Annotated in this window: 17 protein-coding genes and 1 tRNA gene; 10 read left to right on the top strand and 8 right to left on the bottom strand. The window is 72.6% G+C overall.

The window, feature by feature from the left end; all coding sequences use genetic code 11:
* Positions 1-292 precede the first annotated feature (292 nt).
* The 3 genes from IPQ09_13625 to IPQ09_13615 all read left to right on the top strand — a co-directional run bounded on the left by IPQ09_13625 (position 293) and on the right by IPQ09_13615 (position 4,349).
* Positions 293-1,237, top strand: a complete 945-nt coding sequence (locus IPQ09_13625; protein MBL0195246.1) for a hypothetical protein — start codon at positions 293-295, stop codon at positions 1,235-1,237.
* A 150-nt stretch (positions 1,238-1,387) separates the two neighbouring features.
* Positions 1,388-2,458 carry a branched-chain amino acid aminotransferase gene (locus IPQ09_13620; protein MBL0195245.1) on the top strand — a complete coding sequence of 357 codons (1,071 nt, stop codon included), beginning with the start codon at positions 1,388-1,390 and terminating at the stop codon, positions 2,456-2,458.
* A 64-nt stretch (positions 2,459-2,522) separates the two neighbouring features.
* A complete protein-coding gene (locus IPQ09_13615; GenBank protein MBL0195244.1) occupies positions 2,523-4,349 on the top strand; it encodes an adenylate/guanylate cyclase domain-containing protein in 1,827 nt (608 codons plus the stop codon).
* 9 nt (positions 4,350-4,358) lie between these two features.
* Here the strand turns inward: IPQ09_13615 and IPQ09_13610 are convergent, their stop codons facing one another.
* On the bottom strand, positions 4,359-4,976 hold the full coding sequence (locus IPQ09_13610) for a hypothetical protein (GenBank protein MBL0195243.1): 618 nt from the start codon (positions 4,974-4,976) through the stop codon (positions 4,359-4,361).
* Positions 4,951-5,937 (bottom strand): porphobilinogen synthase, encoded by a 987-nt coding sequence (gene hemB, locus IPQ09_13605; GenBank protein ID MBL0195242.1) that lies wholly within the window; start codon positions 5,935-5,937, stop codon positions 4,951-4,953. The genes IPQ09_13610 and hemB overlap by 26 nt, the downstream gene beginning before the upstream one ends.
* Positions 5,938-6,067: 130 nt before the next feature.
* On the opposite strand from hemB, the gene IPQ09_13600 reads away from it, so the two are divergent.
* The 5 genes from IPQ09_13600 (at position 6,068) to IPQ09_13580 (ending at position 13,113) form a co-directional block, all read left to right on the top strand.
* Positions 6,068-7,063 (top strand): hypothetical protein, encoded by a 996-nt coding sequence (locus IPQ09_13600; GenBank protein MBL0195241.1) that lies wholly within the window; start codon positions 6,068-6,070, stop codon positions 7,061-7,063.
* Positions 7,064-7,297: 234 nt separating this feature from the next.
* Positions 7,298-8,284, top strand: coding sequence for a hypothetical protein (locus tag IPQ09_13595; GenBank protein ID MBL0195240.1), 987 nt, complete (start codon positions 7,298-7,300; stop codon positions 8,282-8,284).
* 23 nt (positions 8,285-8,307) lie between these two features.
* Entirely contained in the window at positions 8,308-9,105 is a 798-nt protein-coding gene (locus tag IPQ09_13590) for a uroporphyrinogen-III synthase (protein ID MBL0195239.1), read from the top strand.
* 100 nt (positions 9,106-9,205) lie between these two features.
* Positions 9,206-12,172, top strand: a complete 2,967-nt coding sequence (locus tag IPQ09_13585) for a hypothetical protein (GenBank protein ID MBL0195238.1) — start codon at positions 9,206-9,208, stop codon at positions 12,170-12,172.
* A 227-nt stretch (positions 12,173-12,399) separates the two neighbouring features.
* A complete protein-coding gene (locus IPQ09_13580) occupies positions 12,400-13,113 on the top strand; it encodes a hypothetical protein (GenBank protein ID MBL0195237.1) in 714 nt (237 codons plus the stop codon).
* A 37-nt stretch (positions 13,114-13,150) separates the two neighbouring features.
* Here IPQ09_13580 and IPQ09_13575 read toward each other — a convergent pair whose 3' ends face one another.
* The gene (locus tag IPQ09_13575; protein MBL0195236.1) at positions 13,151-14,185 is read right to left on the bottom strand and encodes a hypothetical protein; all 1,035 of its coding nucleotides are present in this window, start codon (positions 14,183-14,185) and stop codon (positions 13,151-13,153) included.
* 97 nt (positions 14,186-14,282) lie between these two features.
* Here IPQ09_13575 and IPQ09_13570 point away from each other — a divergent pair, with 97 nt between their 5' ends.
* Positions 14,283-14,591 (top strand): DUF333 domain-containing protein, encoded by a 309-nt coding sequence (locus tag IPQ09_13570; protein ID MBL0195235.1) that lies wholly within the window; start codon positions 14,283-14,285, stop codon positions 14,589-14,591.
* 600 nt (positions 14,592-15,191) lie between these two features.
* Here the strand turns inward: IPQ09_13570 and IPQ09_13565 are convergent.
* Both IPQ09_13565 and IPQ09_13560 read right to left on the bottom strand, forming a co-directional pair.
* A complete protein-coding gene (locus IPQ09_13565; protein ID MBL0195234.1) occupies positions 15,192-15,881 on the bottom strand; it encodes a hypothetical protein in 690 nt (229 codons plus the stop codon).
* Positions 15,882-16,310: 429 nt separating this feature from the next.
* Complete coding sequence (locus tag IPQ09_13560) at positions 16,311-16,913, bottom strand: hypothetical protein (protein MBL0195233.1); 603 nt, start codon at positions 16,911-16,913, stop codon at positions 16,311-16,313.
* Positions 16,914-17,129: 216 nt separating this feature from the next.
* Here IPQ09_13560 and IPQ09_13555 point away from each other — a divergent pair.
* A tRNA-Ala gene (locus IPQ09_13555) sits at positions 17,130-17,202 on the top strand.
* Between the two features lie 56 nt (positions 17,203-17,258).
* Here the strand turns inward: IPQ09_13555 and IPQ09_13550 are convergent.
* The 3 genes from IPQ09_13550 to IPQ09_13540 are packed head-to-tail and all read right to left on the bottom strand — an operon-like array spanning position 17,259 to position 23,159.
* A complete protein-coding gene (locus IPQ09_13550; GenBank protein MBL0195232.1) occupies positions 17,259-18,287 on the bottom strand; it encodes a hypothetical protein in 1,029 nt (342 codons plus the stop codon).
* Positions 18,284-18,889, bottom strand: a complete 606-nt coding sequence (locus IPQ09_13545) for an exonuclease (GenBank protein MBL0195231.1) — start codon at positions 18,887-18,889, stop codon at positions 18,284-18,286. Before IPQ09_13545 ends, IPQ09_13550 begins: the two co-directional genes overlap by 4 nt.
* A gap of 55 nt (positions 18,890-18,944) precedes the next feature.
* Positions 18,945-23,159: a sigma 54-interacting transcriptional regulator gene (locus tag IPQ09_13540; GenBank protein MBL0195230.1), complete on the bottom strand. Its 4,215-nt coding sequence runs from the start codon at positions 23,157-23,159 to the stop codon at positions 18,945-18,947.
* Between the last annotated feature and the right edge of the window lie 24 nt (positions 23,160-23,183).

Below are 23,183 nucleotides of genomic sequence, written 5' to 3'. Positions count from 1 at the left end.
CTGTTCGTGCCGGCCTGGTTCTCCACGGCGGTCATTTTCTCCCGCAGGTCGACCTGCGGAGGGAGCCTGCTCGCGGCGACCCGCGGGGAGCCGAGCTTCTTGCCGCCCCACCTCCTGGCGTCGGTGCGTGGTAGCCACAGAGGGTTCGTTGGGTGCCGTCCGGTCGCTCGAAGATGAACGGGGGCGCCATGAGTCCGAACGTACCGGCGGCGGTCTCCCTCGTGTCAAGGGCGTGACGCAGCGGCTCGCGACGAGGCGCGCCAACGAAGGCGATTCGTGCTCTCCTGGTGGCATGCGGCACTGGAAGATACGCGCCCACGAGCGGGCCCTGGCGGCGCTCGGGCTCCTCGGACCGGTGGCCGTCACGCTCGCGCTCACGCTCACGGCCGCGGGCCCGGCGCACGCGTGCTCGGTGCCGCTCGCTTGTGGGTTCACGCTCCCGCAGGCCAGCACGCGCGTGCCATCGAACACCCCTGCGATCGGCGTGGGCAAGCACGGCACCAACGTGCCCTTTCTCCTCCTCGTCGACGAGACCGGCGCTCAGGTCCCCGCCACGCGCGAGGCCGTCGACGGATCGACCTTCTTGCGCCCGACCTCCCCGCTCAAAGAGAATGCAACCTACACACTTACGGTGGGCTGCAACACCGACGGCGGGGTCGGCGGCCTCGACGGCGGCGCCGAGGCGAGCGTCAAGAAGATCACGGCGGGCGCGCCCACGCCGCTCCCCACGTCCCTGGGGCGGCTGAAGCTCCTCGAGGCGCGCGACGAGGCGGTGTCCACCCCCGGCGAGGCCGACTGCCAGGGGCTGCGGCGCGCCAAGATCGCCCGCGTCCGGTGGACGCCGGATCCCTCGCTGGCCGCGTTCAGCCCGATGCTGCTCGTGACGAAGAACGGCGCGCCCGACTTCTACGCGGGCAACAACGGCTCCGGGAACGATTCGCTCAAGGTGGAGCTTGGATCGGGCACGAGCCCGCTCGAGTTCGACGTCAAGCTCAAGTGCCTCGCGCTGATCCAGCGCGCCGAGCTGTCGGGAGGTGTGTTCGGCGCGGCCCCCCTCCCCGTGCTCACGGTCGACGTGCCCGCGTGCATTACTTCGCCGGGTGAGCCGGGGCCGGCGGTCGACGAGGGCGGCTGCGCGGTGAGCGGGCCCAGAGCAACGCGCCCGGCGCTCGCCGCGGCGGGCCTCACCGCGCTCGCGCTGGCGGCTTGGGCCGCGCGCCGTCGACGCGTCAGCTGACGCCTCTGCGAAATGCCGCAGAGCGGCATGACGATCGTTCGCGTTTGGAGTCAACGCGCGGTTGCGTTTCGCGTCGATCTGTCCAAGGGTGGGGTTTACGTGACCCACCTGCCTCGTTCACCTCGGGGCACCCTCCGCGAGGCCCCGATGATGCACGAGACCACCCCCACGACCGCCGCATCCACCCCCCCTCAAGCACCGCAGGCAACCTCGCAGCCGCTGGGCTTCGGGAGGGTGTTCTCCGACACGATGGTCCTGGGCCGGTACACCGAGGGGCGCGGCTGGCACGACTTCGAGTGTCAGCCTCGGCGCGCGCTCTCGCTCGATCCGGCGGCGGCCGTGCTCCACTACGGCCAGACGCTGTTCGAGGGCCTCAAGGCGTTTCACGGCGCGGACGGCAAGGTGCGCGTGTTCCGCTTGGACGCGCACCTCGCCCGCATGCAGGGGGGTACGGCTAGGCTCGCCATGCCGAGCCTCGATGTGGCGCGCGTCCGCGAGGTCCTCCTCGAGCTGCTGGGACGCACCAGGAGCACCATCCCCAAGGGCCGCGGGGAGGCGATGTACATTCGGCCGCTCGTGATCGCGCACGAGGGCTTCTTGGGCGTCCGTCCCTCCAAGGAATATACGTTCATCATCCTGCTCTCGCCCGTCGGCGACTACTACGAGGGTGGCATGCGGCCGCTGCGCATCTGGGTCGAGCGGGAGCACGTCCGCGCGGCTCCCGGCGGGCTCGGAGCCGTGAAGACCGGCGCGAACTACGCGGCGAGCCTGCTCGCGGCCCACCGCGCCAAAGCCGAGGGCTACGATCAGGTGCTCTGGCTCGACGCGATCGAGCGCAAGTACGTGGAGGAGGTCGGCACGATGAACCTCTTCGTGCGCATCGGCGACGAGGTCATCACGCCCCCGCTGGACGGCGGGAGCATCCTCGCCGGCATCACGCGAGCGAGCGCGCTCACGTTGCTTCGCGCGTGGGGCGTGAGGGTATCGGAGCGCCGCGTGTCGATGGACGAGCTCGTCGATGCCGGCCGGGGCGGGCAGCTCCACGAGGTGTTCGGCACAGGCACCGCCGCGGTCGTGGCTCCGGTGGGGGAGCTCATGTGGGGCGCCGAGCGGATCTCCGTCGGCAAAGAGTCCGCGATCGCCGATCGCCTGCGCGCAGCCATCACCGGCGTCCAATACGGCACCGCCGAGGACACCCACGGCTGGGCGACCGTAGTGTGAGCGAGGGCGGCGCGCCTCCGCGCTCCTCGCGGGCGGCGCTGCACCTCATGATAGGCTCCAGCTCGTGTCAGACATCGTGGTCGAGCGCACCGTCGAGTGCACGGCGAGCGCCGCGGCGCTCTGGCCGCTGCTCACCGACACCGAGCGTCTGAACCGCGCGATCGGTCTCGGGCCGATCGCGCTGACGCCCAACGACGACGCGACGGCGGCGCGCTACCTCGTCAAGACGGTCTCCGGAGGTTTCCCGCTGGAGTACGAGGAGCGCCCGTACGAGTGGAGCGCGCCCGAGCGGTTCAGCGTACGGCGGATCGTGCGTCGGGGCCTCGTCAGCGCCCTCGCGCACAGCTTCGCGCTGGAGCCGGGGCCGGGCGGCGAGGGCACGACCGTGCGGGTGCGCGTCGTGATCACGCCCAAGAGCGCGCTGATTACGCCCATCGCGCGCCTCCAGACCGTGAGGTTCGTCGCCAAGCTCGCGGCGTTCGTCGCGTCGGTCGATCGGGAGGTGGCGGGCGCTGCGAGCGCGCCCGCAGAGGCCCACGTCCACGCGGACACGCTCGACCGCGCGGCCGCGACGCTGCTCGCCGCGGTCGAGGGCGACGAGCGCGCCGCCGCCGACCGCCTGCTCACGCTCGTGCGGACCGGGGCCGATCAGTCGCTCGACCGCCTCCGCCCCTACGCCCTCGCGCGCGAGTGGGGCCTTCCGCGACGAGCGGTGCTGGGCGCGTGCCTCGCCGCCGTGAGCGCCGGCGTCCTCGAGCTCACCTGGGATCTCGTCTGCCCGAGCTGCCGCACCGCCTCGGAGCGGCTCCGCGCGCTGTCGGTGCTCGACGCGCACGCACACTGCCAAGTGTGCGATATTTCTTACGATCTTGACCTCGATCGCGCGGTCGAGGCGACGTTCCGACCCCCGGCCTCGGTGCGCCTCATCGACGAGGGCCCGTACTGCATCGGCGGGCCCGCCCGGACGCCCCACGTCCTCACGCAGGCGCTCCTCCCTGCCGGCGGCGAGATCGAGCTCCGCGCGCCGACGCAGCCCGGTCGTTACAGGCTCTTCGTACGCGGAGGACCCGCAGCGATCCTGCGCGTCGCGCCGGCCGCGGCCCCTGGCGCGCAGCCGAGCCTTCACGCGCGGACCGGCCCGGGCTCGCTCGAGCCACCGCAAGCCGATCTCGCCGTGGGCGCTCCCATCCGCGTGACGAGCGCGCACGCGGGGGAGCTCCACCTGAAGATCGAGCGGGTCGACTTCGCCGACGAGGCGGCGACCGCGCACGACCTCAGCATGATGCCGACCTTTCGCCGGCAGTTCGCGCGCGAAGTGCTGCGCCCCGGCCTCACGCTGCGCATCGGGCGGGTCGCGCTGCTCTTCAGTGATCTCACGGGCTCGACAGCGCTGTACAGCGAGGTGGGCGACGCGCTCGCCTTCGCGCTGGTTCAGGACCACTTCGACGCGCTCGGCGCGGCGGTGGGGGCCCACGGCGGCGCGGTCGTCAAGACCATCGGAGACGCGGTGATGGCGGCGTTCGGCAGCGAAGAGCAGGCCGTGCGCGCGGCGGCGGCGATGCACGCGAGCTTCGCCACGCTCCGCGCGAGCCGCCCCGAGGCGACGGGCGTCGCCCTCAAGATCGGCGTCTACGCGGGCGCCTGCTACGTCGTGACCGCCAACCACACGCTCGACTACTTCGGCCAGAGCGCGAACCTCGCGGCGCGCCTGCAGGGCGAGGCCGCCGCGGGAGAGCTCGTGCTCACAGAAGAGCTCGCCGACGCCGCGCGCGCGCGTGGGTGGCTCCCCGCGGAGGCGCCGCTCGAGGCCTTCGAGGCGCGCCTCAAGGGGATCACCCGCCCGCTCCGCCTCACGCGCGTGCGCCTCGACGATCCTACGCCGGGGGCGTGAGGCTCGCGCTCAGTCCGCGCCGGCGTCGGACGCGTCCCCCGGGCTGCCTCCCTCGGCGGGCGAGGCGTCGAGGCCAGCCTCGGCGGCCCCGTCGCCGCCGGCGTCTCCCAGCGCGGGAGCAGGGGCCACCGCCCGGGGCGCGTGCACCACGACACGCACGAAGTAGTCTGCGCACGTGCCGTTGACGAGCCCCATGCTGTCGGAGGTGACGTTGTACATCTTCACGACGTCGCCGCCGCCCTGCGTGAAGTTCGAGCCCGACTGGTTCGGGCGCTCGTCGGCCGACAGGAACACCTGCACCGAGGTGGGCGTGCGCCCCTTCATGTAGCCGCCGTAGAAGAGCACCCACGTGCGCTGGTGGGGGTACGGCAGCCAGTTGCCATCGAGCGGAGACGACTCCCACGTGTCCTCGTCGAGGAGGCGCCCCTCCCCCTCCTTGAGGCCGTAGAGCTCCTGCGAGGGATCGCACGCGCGCGTGAGGCACGCGGGGGTGGCCGCCACAGTGGCGAGCGCGCACGCCAACGCCGACGTCGTCGCGAACCCGACCGCCGCGAGCGCGAGCCGCCCGCGGCGCGGTGCGGGGGCAGCGCGGTCAGCGCGGTCAGCTTTGGAGGAGCTCGGCGGCACGGAGCGCATGGTAGGTCAGGATGAAGTCGGCGCCGGCGCGGCGAATGGAGGTGAGCACCTCGAGCGTCGCGCGGTCGAGATCGATCATGCCGCGCTCGGCCGCGGCGTGCAGCATCGAGTACTCCCCCGAGACGTTGTAGGCGGCGACGGGCAGCGTGGTTCCCTTGCGCACGTCTCGGAGGACGTCGAGGTACGGCAGCGCGGGCTTCACCATGAGCATGTCGGCCCCCTCCTCCTCGTCGAGCGCGGCCTCGCGCAGCGCCTCGCGCGCGTTGCCGGGGTCCATCTGGTAGCCGGCTCGATCGCCGAACTTCGGCGCGCAGTCGGCCGCGTCGCGGAACGGCCCGTAGAAGGCGCTCGCGTACTTCACGGCGTACGACAGCACCGACACGTCGGCGAAGCCCTCGCCGTCGAGCGCGCGGCGGATCGCGCCCACGCGGCCGTCCATCATGTCGCTCGGCGCGATGATGTCTGCGCCCGCGCGCGCGTGGACGACGGCCATCTTCGCGAGGATCTCCACGGTGGCGTCGTTGTCGACCTCCTTGCCCCGAGGGCCGTCCTTCAACACGCCGCAGTGACCGTGCTCGGTGTACTCGTCGACGCACACGTCGGTCATGACGAGCAGCTCGGGGACCGCGTCCTTCATCTCGCGTACGACGCGGGGCACGGGCCCGTCGGGGTCGAGGCCCGTCGTGCCGCACGCGTCCTTCTTCTCGGGGAGACCAAACAGGATGACGCCGGGGATACCGCGCGCCAGCAGGTCCTTGGCCCACGCGCGCGCCTGCCCAACGGGCAGCTGCGAGACGCCCGGCATCGAGCCGATGGGCCGCGGCGCGTCGAGCCCCGCATGGAAGAACATCGGGTAGATCAGATCGCCGGGGGTGAGCGTGGTCTCGCGCACCAGCCGGCGGAGCTCAGGAGTTCGCCGGAGCCTGCGAGGTCTCATCTCGGGAAAGCCCATGGCCGGCACGATACACCGCACCGCGCCCGCTGCGCGCCCGCGCGCGACGGAGGGCGCCGTTTTCGCGGAGGTTCGCGCGAGCCGCGTGAGGAAAGTTGTGTCTCGCCCGCTTCTCGACCAAAACGAGGGGATGCGAATCCGACGGGCTCGGCTCGGCCTCCTCTTCCTGGTGTTGGTCAGCGCGGCGTGCGGCAGCCGCACCGGCCTCTTCGGCCCCGAAGACGCCGCCGCTCCCGTCCCCGACGGTTCAGTGCAAGATGCACGCAATGACGCTCCGACCGACAGCGCGACCGACGCCCGCCCGGACGGAGGCAGCCTCGACGCCCTGCCCCCCATCGACTCCGCGCAGAGGCCCGACGTCGTGAACCGCACCGACTGCCCCGACGCCTCGGGCACGCTCGTGTACGTGGTGACATCGCGCAACGAGCTCTACGCCTTCTACCCGCCCGATCTGGGCTTCCGCCTCATCGGGACGCTCGCGTGCCCCGCCGGCGACGCGACGCCGTTCTCCATGGCCGTCGACCGCCGAGGCGTGGCCTACGTGCTCTTCACCGACGGCAACCTCTTCCAGGTCAGCACCCAGACCGCCGCGTGCGTCGCCACGCCTTTCCGGCCAGGGCAGTCGGGATTCACCACGTTCGGGATGGGCTTCGCGGCCGACTCCACGGTGCCAGGCCTCGAGCGGCTCTTCGTGGCCGACTCGAGCGGGGGCTTCGGCATCCCGACAGGCTCGCGCCTCGGCGCGATCGACACGACGGGCTTCGCGCTGTCGCTCATCGGCCCGTTCGTGCCCACGCTGCCTCGCGCCGAGCTCACGGGCACCGCGGACGGCCGCCTCTTCGCCTACTGGCCAAACGGGACGGCCGCGGTCCCACGCGGCTCGATCGCCGAGGTCGATCCCGGGACGGCCGCCGTGCGCGCGCGCACGGACGTCCCGGTGGGCACCTCGAACGACGCGTTCGCGTTCGCCTTCTACGGCGGCGACTTCTGGATGTTCAACTCGCCCGACGGCACGACGTCCGACGTCTCCCGGTACCGCCTCGCCGACGGCACGACGACCACCCCGCTCACGTTCCCCGAGACCATCGTGGGCGCGGGCGTGTCGACCTGCGCCCCGAGCCAGTAGCCTCCCCGAGAGCTCACCTCCCGGCGTCTTGAAGGGGCGCCCTGCGCGGTTTCCGCTTGCTCTGCGCGGCCTTCGCGCCAACAGTGTGCGCCATGCGGAACCTGCACGTGAGCCCCGAAGGGGTGAACCAAGGTCGATGGCGGCCCCAAGCCGTGGGCGAGGTGTCGCCATGAACACGCAAGCGAGCCGCCGGCGAGCGGTGGGTCCATCCCGCCCGACCGAGCGGAGGAAGGCATGAACGCCCCTCGAGCGGCTCGGCTCCTCTCGGCGGGCATCTTGGCCGCCTCGTTGATGGCCCTCGCGGTCGCGTGCGGAAGCCGCACGGGCCTGTTCTCCGACGAGCTCGCCGAAGGTGGCCCCTTCCCTCCGCCCAACCCGTCGGCCCTCCCGGACGCCTCGCGCGACGCCGCCGTCGACCGAGCCGTGCCCGAAGACGCGCTCCCTCCGCTCGACGCCAGGGTCATCCCCGACGTCGTCCAGAGCGACTGCCCCGACGCGGCGAGCACGCTCGTCTACGTCATCACGACCGACAACGAGCTCTTCTCGTTCTACCCGCCCGACGCGAGCTTCCGCCTCATCGGCCGCATCGCGTGCCCCGCGCCCGCCGGAACCACGCCCTTCTCCATGGCGGTCGACCGCAACGGCGTCGCCTTCGTGGCGTTCAACGACGGAAACCTCTACCGCATCAGCACCCTGACGGCCGCCTGCACGAAGACCACGTTCGCGCCAAATCAGCAAGGGTTCTCGACATTTGGAATGGGCTTCGCGACGAAAGATCTCGGCCCGGCCGAGTCGCTCTTCGTCGCGGCGGACAACCAGTCCGGACCGCCCCGAGGCCTCGGCGTGATCGACACGACCACCTTCAGGCTCACCTCGCTCGGCGCGTTCACGCCCAGCATCGACCGCGCCGAGCTCACGGGCACCGGCGACGGGCGCCTCTACGGCTTCTACACGAAGGCTGGACGCGAGGGCTCGTTCATCGGTGAGATCGACAAGGCGAACGCCCGCGTGGTGGGCGAGACCCAGCTGCGCACGGTCGATCAGGGCTCCGGCTGGGCGTTCGCCTCCTGGGGCGGCGACTTCTACCTCTTCACCGCGCCGGACAGCCCCGCGTCGCGGGTCACACGCTACCGACCGAGCGACAACTCCACGACGATCGTCGCGAACCTGGGCACGCTCGTCGTCGGCGCGGGCGTGTCGACGTGCGCCCCGAGCCAATAGCGGGCGCGCTCCGCGGACGCTGCGTGATCGTCACGCGCGCGGCGACGCAGGCCGAGCCGCTCATGGAGGCCCTCCTCGCCGAGGGCGCCGTTCCGCGCTCGCTGCCGATCGTACGGATCGAGCCGCCGCCCGACCCTGGGCCGCTCGGGCGCGCGGTGGCGGCGCTCGCCGCGGGGGAGTACGGCGTGGTGGTCTTCACGAGCCAGAACGCGGTGGGCGCGGTGCTCGCGGCGATGGCCTCGCAAGGCCTCGCGCCGACGGCCATGCAGCGCGCGCGGGTGTTCGCGGTCGGCCCGGCGACGGCGCGCGGGCTGACGGGCGCCGGCGTCGTGGTCGATGGAGTGGCGCGCGAGTTCCTTGGCGACGCGCTCGCGCCGGTCGTGCTCGCCGATCTCGGCGAGGCGCGCCCGCGCGTCCTGCTCCCGCGCGCCGAGACCGCGCGGGGAGAGCTGCCCGCCGCGCTCGCGGCGCTCGACTTCCCGGTCGACATCGTCACCGCTTACGTCACGCGCCGCGCGCACCCCGTCGCGATGGGAGCGCTCGTCGACGAGCTGCTCGCCGGCCACATCGACGCCATCACGCTCACGTCGGGCAGTACGGCCTCGAGCCTGCTCGACGCGCTGGTCGATGCCGTGGGGGAGGTCCGCGCGCGGGAGGCGCTGGCCCGCGCGGCGCTCGTGAGCATCGGGCCGCGCACGACCGCGACGGCCGAGTCGATCGGACTGCGCGTCGACGCGACCGCCTCCGAGCACACGACCGGGGGGCTCGTGGCGGCGCTCCGCGCGCATTTCGCGCTTCGCGACCGACCGCCGGCTAATTGACAAGCGGCGGGCCGAGAAGCGATGCTGCATTCGCCGAGTTTTCGGCGGCTCTATCCACCTCTGGCGTAGTGACGCACCGTGCGTTCTGTGTGAACCGCCCATGTCGTCCTTGAGTTCACTCCTCGTCCAGCGCGAGCTCGCGACGATCCGCGACGTCGAAGAGGCGCTCGCGCGCCAGGTCCTCTACGGAGGCGATCTCGCGACGAACTTGCTCGAGGTCACCGCGGTCGACGAGGCAGCGCTCTCGGGCACACTCGCGGAGTCCTGCGGGCTGCCCGCCGCGCCGTTCCGCGAGCTGCCCGTAGCGCCGCCCGAGGCCCGCGACCTCATGACGCGAGAGCAGGCCGCCGAGCACGGCGTGTTCGCGCTCGGCGTCGAGGGAGGCGCACTCGTGCTCGCGAGCTCCGCGCCGCTCGCGCCGGATGTCGTCGCCGCGCTCGGCGGGTCGTCTCCCTCGCTCGTCGTGCGAATCGCGCCGATCTTTCGGATCTACCAGGCCATCTCGCGCGACTACGGCGCGACCTTGCCGCGGCGCTACGCGCGCTTGCTGAAGCGCCTCGGCGAGAGCGTCCCCGCCCCGATCAAGGACGGGCCGAGGAAGGCGACTCTCCTCGAGTTCCCCGAGGCGACCACCAAGAAGCCCGCGGAACCCTCCGCTGGCCTCCCCGAGCTGGCCCCGTCGGTCCCGGAAATCTTCGTCGACCCGATCCCGTCCAGCATGGGCACCGACGGCCCGCCGACGTCGCCTGGCGGGGAGCCCGCCCTCACGAGCGCCGCCCCGACCGTCGTGACGCCGCCTGCGGCCTCCGCTCGCGAGGCCGCCGCGCAGTCTCAGGCGGCCTCAGTCGAAGCGCCTACGCCCGCCGAGGCCCCGGCCCCCGCCGAGGCCGCCCCGCCCGCCCCCACCGTGCGCGCGTCCGGCTTCCCCACGTCGTTCATCGCCGGCGAAGCGCGCGCCCACAACCGGGTAGGGCAGCGACGACGCGGCCCGCTCACCTTCGCCGTGGCGAAGAAGGAAATGGACGAGGCCGACGGCCGGGACGCGGTGCTCGATCTCGTGTTCGAGTTCGCACGCCAATTCTTTGAATTTTCAGCCATTTTTGTCGTCCACGGCGACCTCGCCGAGGGCCGCGACGCCGCCGGCAACGGCGCCTCCCGCGACAAGGTCGCGAGCCTCGGCGTCCCGCTCGAGCCGAGCTCGATCCTCGCGATGGCGCGCACCACGCTCCTGCCGGTGTTCGCGGTCCCCGACCCCGCGGGGCTCGACGCCGTGCTCGTCGCAGACCTCGAGCGCACCGGGCGATCGGCCGTCGCCGTCATCCCCATCGTCGTCCGTCGCCGCCTCGTCGCGCTCTTCTTGGGCGACGACGGCGAGACGAACGTCGAGGCCACGGGCGTGCAGGAGGTGACGTCCTTCGCGGCGCTCGCGGGCGCCGCCTTCGAGCGTCTCATCGTGCGCCGCAAGCGCGATGGGAGGCCCACGGGCGCCCCCACCGGGGCGCCGTCGCGCGCCCCAGGCGCCGGGTCGTCCCCGCCTTTTGCGCTCAAGCCGCCGCCCAATCCGGTCCCCACCTTCGCGAGCAACGCGGAGCCCCGAGCCCCCATGGTGGAGCGTGTGGCCGCCCCGGCAGACGAGCCACCCGCGCCCCCCAAGGAGCCTCCAGGCGTCACACCAGCCCTCGCGACCGAGGTCGAGCCCGCCCCGGAGCCCCCGACCGCGCAGGAGCCCGTCCCCACGCTCGCTCCCGCCCCCGAGCCCGCGCAGGAGGCGGCCGCCCTGGAGCCGGCGCCCACCACGCAGCGCGAGCCCGAGACGGCGGCCGACCCGAGCTCCGCCGAAGTGTCGGGTGACCGTGCGACGCTCGTCGATCCGCCGTCCTTCGGCGCCCAGCGTCTGGCGATCTCTCCCCGCCCCATGCTCGACGCGCCCGCGGTCGATGCCGGCGCGCTCGCGCCAGCGAGCCGTCCGCGCGAGCTCGACTCCTCGCCGCCTCCCACGATGCGGCGCACCCGCGACTCGCACCCGACCGAGCCGGGAGGCTTCTCACTCTCCGAGCCGGCGCGCCCCAGCCACGCCATCCCCGAGGTGGTCATCCCGCCGCTCAGCGCCGTGCCGGCGCCCCTCCCCAGCGAGCGCTTCGCCGCAAGCGCGCGCTTGCCGCCCAGCCGGAGCGACCTCCCGACCGCGCTCCCGAGCGTCATCGTCGACGTTGGCAGCGAGTACGCCGCGCTGATCGACCGGGTGCTCGCCGGCGACGAGGATGCCGAGACGAAGCTGCTTCACGCGGGTCAGCACGCGATGCCCGCCATCCTCGTGAGGTTCCCCGGCACGCTCAAGGTCGACGTCGCCGCGCCGCCACCCACCGGCCTCCCGCGCGCGAGCGAGTGCGGGAACCTCCTCCGCCTCGTGGCGCGGCAGCGGCGGGTGGCGCTCCCGTACCTGCTGACGGTGGTCGACGAGCGCGACATCGATCGTCGCTTCTGGGCGACCTACCTCCTCTCGGAGCTCCCGTACATCGAGAGCATCGAGCCGGCGGTGCGCGCCCTGTTCGACCCCGAGCCGCGCGTGCGCGGCGCCGCGCGCGTCGCGGTGCGCGTCCTCGGCGAGCTCTACCCCACGTTCACCGTAGAGCGCCTGGTCCGCGTCGTCGCCGACGCCCGCCACGACGCCGTGCGCAAGGTCGTGGCGATTCAGCTGCTTGGTGAGCTGCGCGAGGCCGGCGCCGTGGAGCACCTCGTGCCGTGCCTGGCCGATCCGCAGCCCGAAGTGGCGGCCGCCGCGCGCTCGAGCCTCATCCTCGTCACGCGCCAGGATTTCGGCCTCCACATCGCTCACTGGAGCGCGTGGCTCAGCGCCAACGCGGCGCGCCAACGGGTCGAGTGGCTCATCGATGCCCTCGCTCATCCCGCGTCCGGAAACCGCGCGGCAGCGCTCGAGGAGCTCCAGAAGCTCACGAAGAACACGTTCGGCTACCAGGATGAGATGTCCAAACGCGACCGCGACCGCATGCTCCAGCGCTTCCGGGACTGGTGGGCGGTCGAGGGCCGCGCGCGCTTCGGGCGCTGATCGCGCCACGCGCAAGTTGGCACACGCCGACTCGCGCCACCCCGCAGCCACGACCACGCGCCGTGCGGCCGTGGGCGTGGCCGATCGTGGACACGCGTTGTGACCTCAGGATCACGGCGGCCTTGACGAATCGCGCGACCCTGCAAGAACAAGGGGGCGCGGCAGGCCGCCCGACGCCCGTTCCTGTGTGGCACGCACTCTGCTTGGCGGTCCTGACGAGGTGCCCCATGACGACATCCGCTCCCGCTCCTGACCACTCCCGCGCCCGCGCTCCCCGGATCGCGAGGGTCGCCGGGCTCGCGCTCGCCTTCTGCGCGGCCTGGGCCCCGGGCTCGCCGCTGGAGCGGGCCGCGCACGCCACCGAAACGGCGGCGGTGACCGCGGATCTCACGAGGTTCTCGAGCGGCAGGGCGCTGAAGAGCAACGTCGTCCCGCCCGGCAAGGACACGCGCTACGGGCGCGCCGAGGTCCTCGTCACGGCGCCGCTCGAGCTCGTGCGACACGAGGTCACGGCCTACAACCGGTACCGCGAGCTCGCGCCCGACAAGTTCAACCGCTCGCGGATCATCGCGAAAGAGAACGGTCTGACCGACGTGTACATGCAGGTGCCCATCCTCGGCGGCATGCTCGTGCTGTGGCAGGTCATGCGCTTCGGCCCGGTCACGTCGGCCGGGCCCGGCGCGGAGCGCGTCGAGGGCTCGTACGTGCGCGGCAACCTCAAGGCCTCCAACGTCATCTACACGCTCACTTCGGTCGACGCGCGGCGCACGATCTTGCGAATGGACCTGCTCGTGCTGCCCAACATGACCGCGCCTCAGTCGGTCGTGGACGAGGAGCTGCGCGACGCCGCCGCGACCGCCATCGAGGGCATGCGCGACCGCGCCGAACGCCAGGCGGCGCCCCCCGCGGCGGTGGCTTCGTCGGCCCCCGCGTCGCGCTGAGCGCCCGCTCGCGGCTCAAACCAAGGCGCGAAGGCTCTCAGGCGGAAGCAAGGAGCCTGGCTCGCCAGTCGGTCGGGAGATCGAGGAAGCCGTCGTTGTAGAGGCTGTCGTACACGGCGTCGCAGATGATCTCGCACACGTCGCTGAAGATGAGCGGATCGGCCACGAACCGGATGGTCTCGGCCCGGAAACCGACCTGGCTCTCGCGCACGCGCTTGAGCATCTCGTCCTCGGCGAACGGGACGAGTCGCTGGAGGAACCGGCGCTCGAACGTCTGCCGGAAGCGCGGGAAGGCCTCCGCAGGGATCTTGTAGCCCTCGCGAGGCGCCGAGTCGGCCAGTCGCGCCTCCTTCACCACCTCCCACGACAGCTCGCCGAGCATCGCGGGCAGCTCACGCGTGAAGAACAGCGTGAGCACCTCGTCCAGGAACTTCACGAGCTTGTTCAGCTCGGGGGTGGTGCGAGAGAGGAAGCCGTTGCGGAGCTCCTTGATGTGGTCGATGAGCTCCTCTCGCGCCCGCGCCGCGACGGACTCGCTCGCGTACTCGAAGGCCGCGAGCTGCTTGAGCAGCGCGTCTTGGTTCTTCGTGAAGAGCTGGTAGAGCGCCTGCTCCGAGAAGCGCATGATCTTCGTTTCGCCCGCGGAGCCGCGGATCTTGTCGTGCAGCTCGCTCTCGAAGAACACCCGCGCGAAGCGCTTGCCGACCTCTCCGAGCTTGCGCTCGAACACGGTGGCGAGCTTGCCCGCACGGAAGAGACGCACGAGCATTTCCTTCAGCGACTGGATGAGATCGATCTCGAGCTGTCCGCGATCGAGCGGCACCGGCTGGCCGCCCGGCCGCCGCACGCTCTTCAGCGACTGGAGCTCGCGGACCACTTGCGCGGTGATCTCATCGAGCTCCGGGCTGGTCTCGAGATCGGCCTTGTAGTGGATGACGTTCGCCTCGAGTTGCTCGTCGCGCAGCGCGAGCGCGATGTCGGCGAGGGACATCTTCGCCTGCGTCGACATGAAGCCGTCCTCCGACGGGAGCGGCAGCGCCTCACGCGCCTTCGAGTCCTTGGGGTCCGACATGCGGTCATCATCGCGAATTCGCGGGGCGGTGTCCATTCGCCACGGCGCGCACAACACGGGCGCGACGGCGCCCTCGGCGGTGATACGCTTCGTCCCGATGAGCTCCTCCCCGCTGAAAGCCGCCCTGGCCGTCCTCCCGCTCGTGCTCTTCGCGTGCGGGAGCCCTCCGCCTCCTGCTCCTCCGCCCCCGCAGCCACCCCCGTCCGGTGGGCCCTCGGGCGCGAACCCCGGCGGCAACCTCTCGATGGCCAACCCCGCGTCGAAGAACTGCGTCGACAAGGGTGGCAAGCTCGAGATCCGCGCCGATGCCCAAGGAAACGAGAGCGGCGTGTGCCTCTTCCCCGACGGCTCGAGCTGCGACGAGTGGGCCTTCATGAACGGCAAGTGCGCCCCCGGGCGACGCTGACGGCACACCAGGGGCGAGCTCGCCGCGGGACCGAGTCGCCCGCGCACGCGGCGGGCGTGACTAGAGCGCCGAACCGCTTGATGACCGAGGATTTTCGCCGAGTTGCGAGCCGTGCGAGGCGCGACGACGAGTCCTACGGCTGCTAGCTAGTCCCCTGGAGTCGTGTGGTTCGTATCAGAAGTCGGGTCTTCGGTGTCATTCCGAGGAGCGAGGGGGTGCCCCGTTTTCGGCGGCGGCGGGCCCGTCCTCAACTCGGACGTCGTTCCGCGCGGTGGAGGCGGCGCTTTGCGCTCAGGAGACAGTGGTTTCGGGTGTGACCGCGCGAGAACGCCGACCCTCGAACATGAGTATCCTCCCACCGCCGCCGAAAACGGGACACCCCCTCGCTCCCTTGTGGCGAAAGGCCGAGCCGCGCGACTTCTGGAAGGGATCACGCTTCCAGGGGACTAGGCGAGGAGGAGCAACGAAGTACGGCGACGTAAATCGGCGAGAAGCCGACCGAATCAAGCGGTTCGGAGCTCTAGCTAGAGCGCCGAACCAGCAACGAAGCGCGGCGACGCAAATCGGCGAAAAGCCGACCGAATCAAGCGGTTCGGAGCTCTAGGGGCGACGCTTGAACGTCACGCCGACGCCCGCGATGCCGAGGCGGAGGGATTTGTCGCAGGTCGCCCCAGCGACGTTCAACATGAACGTGTCGGAGCCCGCGTCGGCGCCCGCGTCGTCGCTGAACGCGCAGTCGTAGGTGAACTTCGCTTCGCCCCCGGTGATCGTGTAGGTGCCCGAGCGGCGGGTGACCGGTCCGGCGCTCGTGCCGGTCAGGTTCAGCTGGCGAGTGCGGGTGAAGCGCATGCCGTCGACCACGAGGGTCTCGCGCCAGGTCCCTGCGCTGGCCGACGCGCGCTCGGCGAGGATCGCGTCGTAGATGCCCGGCGGGATTGTCCCCCCGTTGAACCCGCCGCCCGCGTCCGTGGCGGTGAACGTCACCGCGGCCGCGCCGAACGCGTACGCGCCGCACGCCTCGCCGCCGTCCAGGCCGGGCTTGGGGTAGGTGCACCCGGAGTCCGCAGGAGGCGCCGCGTCGACCGGAACCCCGCCGTCCGTGGGCGGGTTGTTGGTCCCCGTGGGGACGGGCGGCGTCGTGGTCGTCGTCGTGGCCGTCGTGGTCGTCGTCGTGGTGGGGGCGGTGCCGGCGTCGCCCGTGGCCGCCGGGTCGCTCGAGCAGGCGACGTACGAGGCGGTCATGAAGGGAAGGACGGCGAGCGCGGCGAGGGCGTGAAGGCGGGTTCTCATGCGCGGAGCATCGCAAGATGTGCCCCGCTCTTCAACCCGCCGGTTCCGTTCCATGGTGCCGCGAAGGTCGTGCATCGCGACACCTCGCCTTCGGCGCGGGCTCGCCATCGACCTCCGTTCGCCCCTTCGGGCCTCACTTCGAGGTTCCCGCTTCGACTCGCGCGCGGTTCGGCGATACCCTCCGAGGGAGGAGGCGTCTGCCATGGCCAAGGGTATCGAGAAGGCGAAGAAGGACAACAAGCCGAAGCTCTCCACGAAGGAGAAGCAGCAGAAGAAGAAGGACAAGAAGGCGAAGTAGGCGGCCGCCGCGAGGTGAGTCACGCGCGGCCGCTCCGGCGCGCGGGCACCAGAAGAAACGGCAAGGGCGCCCTCGCGTGTGCGCGGGCGCCCTCTGCTCTGTGGTCGTTGTCGTGAGCGTCGCGGCGGAGCTCAGTCGTTCTTCGCGCCGGCGTTGATCCAGTCGCCGATGGCCTTGATTTCCGCCGCCGCGAGCGGCGTCGTGCCGGGGTTGGGCATGCGGTTGCCGCAGCCGGGGATCGCCGCCGCTGCCGCGGAGACCTTCACGTAGATCTTGCTCTTGGCCGCGTCGCCGGCGACCACGCGCTTGGTCGCGCCGGTGCACGCGTTGGTGACGTCGACCCCCACGAGGCTCGTGTGCGCCTTGGCCTTCGTATCCATCGCGAGCCCGCCGCTCGGGTTGTTGGCCTTCAGGTGGCAGTTGTTGCCGCACTTCTGGGAGATGATGGTCGAGTAGACCATCGTGAAGGTGGGCGCCGCGGGGCCGCCGCCGTCCGACGCGTCGGGCGGGGGCACGGCCGTGTCGCCGCCCGCGTCGACGGGAGGCGGCACGGTGCCGGTCCCGGTCGGCGTCGGCGGGGTGGTGGTGGTGCTCGTGGTGGTGGGGACGGTCGTCGTCGTGGTCGTCGTGGGCGCGGCGCCCGCGTCGCTCGCGACGGGATCGTCGGAGCACGCCGAGAAGAGCAACCCGATGGACACGAAAAACACCCCGATGCCTGTCGCGCGAAGAACCATGAACTCTCCTCTTCTCTGGTGGACCGGTTCCGCGCTCGCCCGTGGGCAGAGACGAGCACCGCCCGCGTCGAGCAGCTAGGATGGCGGTTCGCACCTCGCGGCGCACGAAAATTTTTCGCGCCGCCGAATCGCAAAAAAATTTCGAGACAAGCCGCGCCACGCGAAGTATGTAGCCAGCGCGCTCGCGACGGTTCGCCGCTCGCGCAGCACCTTCCCGGGGTCGTAGCTCAGCTGGGAGAGCGCATCCATGGCATGGATGAGGTCAGGGGTTCGATCCCCCTCGACTCCACAAGAGACACCGCGGCGGCCGCGGGCCGCATGCGCGGCGCGCCGGTTGGCCGCCATTCACACGACCATGTAGCGAAAGAGCTTGTTGTCGGCGCCAAGGCGCAGGACGAGCGCGAAGACGACGTCCCCGAAGGCGTCGCCCTCGGCGAGCCGCGCGCGCCGGTAGGCAGGATCGGCAAAGAGCCCGTCGAGGGTGTCCTTGCTCTGCGCCGTGCGCGCGAGGAACTCGGCGTACCGCTCGCGCAGCGTGTCGACGAGCCGTGTCACCTCCTGGTCGTCGACGCTCTGCGCGATGTGCGCGAGGCGCTCCATGGGTGACGAGCGGACGAGCTCGCTCACGTCGCCGACCCCCACGTGGCCGTGGCGCTTCGACGCCGCGAGCAGCGCGAGGAGGAACGAGTAGCAGGTCATGCACCGACTGAAGCGGAGCTTGTAGCTGCGGAGCCGCAGGTCCGCCTTCACGCGGTCGTGCGGTAGCTCGCGCAGGCGCTCGGTGTTCTTCGACTCGTAGTTCAGGAGCAAGATGCGCCAGTACCGAACGATGTCGTTCACGAGCACGATGGGGAGGTAGTCGCGAGGGTGGTAGTCGGCGTTGCGCCAGTACGCGGCGATGACGTCCGAGACCGCCGCGGCGTGCGCGGCTCGTCCCGCGAGCGCGCGGCTCTCGAGCAGGAGCAGCATGCGGGCCGTGAAGGTGTTCTCGGCGTCGTCCTCCGGCTTGCCGATGTTCGCGACGAGGCGCTCGGCCGTGTGCATGCGCAGAAACTCCCCGTCGCGCGAGGGCGGAGGGAACCCAGCCTCGCGGAGCGCGCGCACGACGGCGGCCTGGAGCTCGACCGAGTCGAGGGTCGACGCGGGCCGCCCTCGCCGAAGGAGGAACACGTCGAGATCGCTGTGGGCCGAGAGCTCGCCCCGCCCACCGGAGCCCGTGGCATACACGGTGGTGTGCTCGCCGAGCAGATCGAGGGCGCGATCGAGGTGCCTCGCGAAGCCCTCGCGGAACGACTCGAGGCGCGCGTCGGAGGCCGCGCGGCGCGCCTCTAGGGCTACCGCGACGGCGCCCGGAGTGAACGCCTCGGCGGTCACGCGGCCCCCACGCGCGAGGCGCCTCGCGCCGCGAACAGCTTGCCGAGCACCTGCGCTTGCTCGATCGCGTCGTCGAGCGCGGTGTGTGTGTGGGGCTGGTCGCCGCGGAGCGTCGCGGGCAGGCCGGCCCTCCCCGCCTGCGCGATCGGGATGCCCAGCGTGAGGGCGACGGCGGTCTTCAGGTCGAAGCCGCGCGAGTGCCCGAACGGCGAGCCCCCCCCGTAGACATCGAAGTAATACGAGAGGAACGCCCAGTCGAACCCAAGGGGGTACCCCACGAGCACGGGCGTCGCGCCGTCGGCACGCACGCGCTCCCGAACCCAGCCGGCGGCCTCCCGCATGGCCTCGCCCGGCTCGCGGCCCTCGCGAAGGAGGCGCTCGCGCGAGAGCCCCGACACAGCGAGGGCCTTGGCGTCGAAGCGCGCGGTCACGGGCCGCAGCTCGAGCTCCAGCGCGTCGTCGTACGAGGCTGGCGGCTCGAACCGGACGCCGTCGAAGCGGCCGGCGACCACGAGCGCGAAGGAGAGCATCGAATAGGCCCCAGGCACGGGACCGTCGCTCTCGATGTCCGCGGAGAAGAACACGTCCACCGGTTGCGGCATGGCGGGGGAGTGTGCGCCAAGCCCCAAGAAAAGGACAGCACGCCGCGGCGACGGATCAGCGAATACTTAGTCTTTTCATCATCTTCTGGAGTCCGAAACGCGACACACCGAGGGCTGTCGCGGCGCGGGTCTGGTTGCCACCGGAGGCCTCGAGCGCTTCACGGACGAGCTCCGCTTCGAGCGCGTCGAGTCGCTGGCGGAGGCTCTGCGCGCCGAGATCGCCCGCGTGGATCGAGGCGGCTATCTCGGGCGACAGCTCGGCCACGTCGACGCGCCCGTCGGCGAGGACGATGGACCGGCGCGCCTCGTTCTCGAGCTGTCGCACGTTGCCCGGCCAGGCGTAGTCCGTGAGCTTCGCGAGCGCGGCGCGCGTGACCAGGGGCGCCGCGGTACCCGCGTGCTTCTCGAGGAAGTGCGCGAAGAGGAGCGGGATGTCGGCGCGGCGCTCGCGGAGCGGCGGCACGCGCAGCGTGACCACGTCGAGCCGGTAGTAGAGATCTTCGCGGAACGCGCCGCTGCGCACCATCGCGGCGAGATCTCGGTGGGTCGCGCCGATGACTCGCACGTCTACCCGGCGCGAGCGCTCGGAGCCCACCGGACGCACCTCGCCGTCCTGCAGCACGCGGAGCAGCTTCGCCTGCATGCCCGGGGACATCTCGCCGATCTCGTCGAGGAAGAGCGTGCCCTTGTGCGCGAGCTCGAAGAGGCCCACCCGCGTGGCCGAGGCGCCGGTGAATGCGCCCTTCACGTGGCCGAAGAGCGTCGACTCGAGCAGCGCCTCGGGGACGCTCGCACAGTTCTCGCCGACGAAGAGCCGCTCCTTGCGCGCGCCCCGCGCGTGGATGGCACGCGCCACAAGCTCCTTGCCGGTGCCCGACTCGCCGAGCACGAGGACCGGCACGTCGCTCGCCGCGACGCGCGCGGCGACCCGCAGCATCGCGACGAGCGGCTCGCTCGTTCCGATGAGGCCGAGGCCGGAGAGCGGCGAGCTCGCGGCGAGGGTCGCGCGCGCGGCGACGAGCTCGGCCTCGGCCCGCCCGAGCGAACGGGTCGCGCGCTCCGCCGCGCGCGCCTCGCGGCGCACGGCGCGCCGGAGCAGCAGCTTGTCGCGCGCGTCGGCCACGGCCATCGCGGCCTGGGTCGCGAGCAGGCGCACCCACGCGAGCTCCCGCGGGCCGAACGCGCCGGTCTTCAGGCGGTCGTCGAGGTAGACGACGCCGAGCACGTCGCCCCGCGCGCGGAGCGGAACGGCGAGCACGCTGCGGAGACGGAGCGCGTGTACGGACGCGTGCGCGTCGCCGTGGCTCGTGAGCGCGTCGAGCGCGACCACCGCCTCGCCGCTCTCGAGCGCGCGCTTGGCGAGGCCCATGGACAACGAGAGCTGCTCGCCCACGAGATCGCCCCGCGCGAGGTTTCGGGCCGCGCGGGGGACGAGGCGCCCGTTCGGCGCGCAGAGGAGCAAGAGCCCCCGCTCCACGCCGGTCCACAGCACCAAGGCATCCAGGACCTGGTCGAGCAGAGGGCGCAGGCCCTCGCGCGACGCGAGGCCCTTGACGATGCCCTCGAGCTGCTCGATCTGCGCCGGCGCGAGCTCGGCGCCTGGCACCTCGGTCGATCGAGCGCGCGCCCAGTGACCGAGGGGCATCGCCGCGAGCAGCTCGGGCGGGCAGTGGGCGCGGACGCGCGACGCGAGGCGCGCGAGGCGCGCCGTGAGCAGCTTCGCGGCGTCGCCGTGGCCTAGGCGCTCCGCGAGGGAAACGCCGGCCTCGAGGGCGCGCCCCTCGGACGCCGCCGCTTCGCCCCGAGCTTCCGAAGAGGCAAGAGCGAGCAGCTCGGCGAGCACCTCGTCCGGCGCGTGCGCACGAGGGACCGACGCCGACACCGTCGCCGCGTGGAGCGCCCGCGCGCCCCACCACTCCCACCGCGCCGTCGCCTCCGCGGTGGCGGCGGCTGCGTCACACGCGACCAGTCGCTCCGAGGCGAGCGCGTCGGGCGACGCCCGGAGGAGCGCGGCTGCGGCCCGCACTCGGAGGGGATCGCGCGGCGCGAGGGCGGCGAGCGCCTCGTCCACGCGGCGGAGCCCCTCGTAGGTCTCCACCGGCGCGGAGAGCTCGGCCAGCGCCCAGCGCGCGTACGCCTCGGCGAGCGGATCACCGGCGCGGCCCGCCAGCACCAGGGCCTCGGTCGCGGCCTCGCGCGCTCCATGCGATGCTCCCACGAGGGCGAACGCCGATGACCGCGACAACCACGCGCGCGCGGCTCGCGCCGGCTGGCCGAAGCGCTCCCAGAGCAGCGCGACCCGCTGCGCCGTGGCGAGGGCGGTCGCCACGTCGCCGAGATCTGCCGCGGCCGCGGCGACGCCCGTGCCGTACGACGCCTCCTCCACGAGGGCCCCCTCTCGGCCCGCGAGCTCGGAGGCGCGCGCGAACGCAGCGAGGCTCGCCGCAGCGTCGCCCCGCGCGTGCTCCAGCATTCCCAGCACCCCTGCGAGGCGCGCCGAGAGCACCGCGTCGCGCTCCGCGGCGAGGGCGCGACGCACCTCGACGCACCCCGCCGCGTACTCGCCACGCGAGTAGCGGACGAGGCCGAGGACCTCGGCGGACGAGCCCCCCGCTGCCCCCTCGACCTCAGCCACGGCGCCCGCCAGATCGCCCTCGTCCCACGCGAGGCGCCCCAGCACGGCGCCAGCGCGCTCGCCCAAGGACACGCAGCGCGCCGCAGCGCGAGCGAGGCGGCGCGCCTCCGTGCGGTCGCCTCGTCGCCGCGCGATCTCGGCGCCGAGGAGGCACGCGTCCGCGGCCGACCGCGGCGGCCGGCTGCCCTCGCAGGCTTCGACCAGCGGTTCGTAGTGGGGGGCGAGCGTGGCGTGCGCGCGCCCAAGCTCGCCGCGACGCAGCAGCACTCGCCCGAAACCCACGCGGAGCGCGAGCGGACACGCGTCGGCCTCGCCTTCCACGCGCGCCTCGAGCTCGGCGCGCGCCTCCGGGGCGGGTTCGGCCGCCGCGCACTCGCGCGCCAGCCACGCGACGCGCTCGAGGTCGAGCGGCTCGGTCGCGGGCTCGCGCTCGCGCTCGTGCACGCGCGCCTCCTCAGCGCGCGACAGCTCGCGCGACGAGATCGCCCCGAGCTCCCACCGCTCCGCCAGCGCGAGCAGGCTCCGCGCGAGCGCGGCCTCGTCCTCCACGGGCGACGGCCACGCCGCCGCCTGAGGTCCGACGAGGCCCAGCAGCCAGCGGGTCTTCTCCAGCGCGGAGAGCGGCGCCACGTGGCTCCCTGCGACCCCCACCGAGGCGAGGCGGGCGCTCGCCTCGAGGAGCCAGCCGCGCACGGGCTCGCCGATCGTGGGGTCGAGGGTGGTCCCCGCGCCCAGCGCCGACGCGCGCGGAGCGACCACGCCCCGCACGATGGCCCGCATGCGACGCCCACGAAGCTCGACCGGGTCGGGCAGGAGCCCCAGCAAGCGCGCCGCGCGGTCGGCCACCCACCGCGCGCTCGGGCGCCCCGCGGGCTCCGCGCAGGTGAGCGCTCGCGCCCACCCCGCGACCTCGGCCTCGGCCGGGCGAGCGGAAGGCGAGGTCAGCGCGTCCAGCGCGCCCAGCGCGCCCAGCGGCGCGCCGCCGCGCGCATCGGGCTCCAGCACCTCGAGGAGCACCACGCCGAGCGCAAAGAGGTCGGCCTCCACCAGCGGCGCGCCGCCGCGCGACACCTCCGGCGCGAGGTACCGAGGCGTCGCCCCAACGAGCCGCGCGCCGCCCGCGAACCCATAGTCGACCAGGCTCACGCCGCGCTCCTCCGCGGCGTCGCGAGCGATGGGGCCCGACGTGACGAGGATGTTCGCGGGCTTCACGTCTCCATGACGCAGCCCGAGCGCGTGCAGTTCTTCGAGCGCCCGCCCGACGCCGTGGGCGACCCGCGCCGCGAGCGTCACGCGGGAGGCCACGTCCGGCGCGCCCCTCAAGGCCTCCGAGAGCGTGTGCCCGTCCGACCAGCCAAGCGCGAGCCACCGGGCCCCCGGCCCCTCAAGCTCAGCCTTCGCGTCGGCTCCCACCTCGCCCGCGCAGGCCCCCGCCCCCAAGGCCCGCGGGCCCCAACGGAGATCGAGGCGCGCGAGGAGCGCGCCCTCCGCCGCGAGCTCCGCGCCTCCGTCGTTGGAGGTCGAGACCTTGAGCGCGATCGGAGCGCCGGTGGCTCGCCAGACGCCCCGGTAGACCCGACTCCGCGCTCCCTCGCCGGCGCATTCCAGGGCCTCGAAGGGACGTTCGCCCCCCAACGCGGGGGGATCCGCCAACCAAGA

The sequence above is a fragment of the Myxococcales bacterium genome (assembly GCA_016720545.1).
Taxonomy (GTDB): Bacteria; Myxococcota_A; Polyangia; order Polyangiales; family Polyangiaceae; genus JAAFHV01.
This window is presented reverse-complemented; position numbering and strand designations above follow the sequence as displayed.

Bases quoted from the DNA above. Each gene is read 5' to 3' on its own strand.
- IPQ09_13570 (MBL0195235.1), top strand. From the start codon at position 14,283: ATGAGCTCCTCCCCGCTGAAAGCCGCCCTGGCCGTCCTCCCGCTCGTG.
- IPQ09_13565 (MBL0195234.1), bottom strand. From the start codon at position 15,881: ATGAGAACCCGCCTTCACGCCCTCGCCGCGCTCGCCGTCCTTCCCTTC.
- IPQ09_13620 (MBL0195245.1), top strand. From the start codon at position 1,388: ATGCACGAGACCACCCCCACGACCGCCGCATCCACCCCCCCTCAAGCA.
- IPQ09_13580 (MBL0195237.1), top strand. From the start codon at position 12,400: ATGACGACATCCGCTCCCGCTCCTGACCACTCCCGCGCCCGCGCTCCC.
- hemB (MBL0195242.1), bottom strand. From the start codon at position 5,937: ATGGGCTTTCCCGAGATGAGACCTCGCAGGCTCCGGCGAACTCCTGAG.
- IPQ09_13545 (MBL0195231.1), bottom strand. From the start codon at position 18,889: ATGCCGCAACCGGTGGACGTGTTCTTCTCCGCGGACATCGAGAGCGAC.
- IPQ09_13595 (MBL0195240.1), top strand. From the start codon at position 7,298: ATGAACGCCCCTCGAGCGGCTCGGCTCCTCTCGGCGGGCATCTTGGCC.
- IPQ09_13585 (MBL0195238.1), top strand. From the start codon at position 9,206: ATGTCGTCCTTGAGTTCACTCCTCGTCCAGCGCGAGCTCGCGACGATC.
- IPQ09_13600 (MBL0195241.1), top strand. From the start codon at position 6,068: ATGCGAATCCGACGGGCTCGGCTCGGCCTCCTCTTCCTGGTGTTGGTC.
- IPQ09_13560 (MBL0195233.1), bottom strand. From the start codon at position 16,913: ATGGTTCTTCGCGCGACAGGCATCGGGGTGTTTTTCGTGTCCATCGGG.
- IPQ09_13575 (MBL0195236.1), bottom strand. From the start codon at position 14,185: ATGTCGGACCCCAAGGACTCGAAGGCGCGTGAGGCGCTGCCGCTCCCG.
- IPQ09_13625 (MBL0195246.1), top strand. From the start codon at position 293: ATGCGGCACTGGAAGATACGCGCCCACGAGCGGGCCCTGGCGGCGCTC.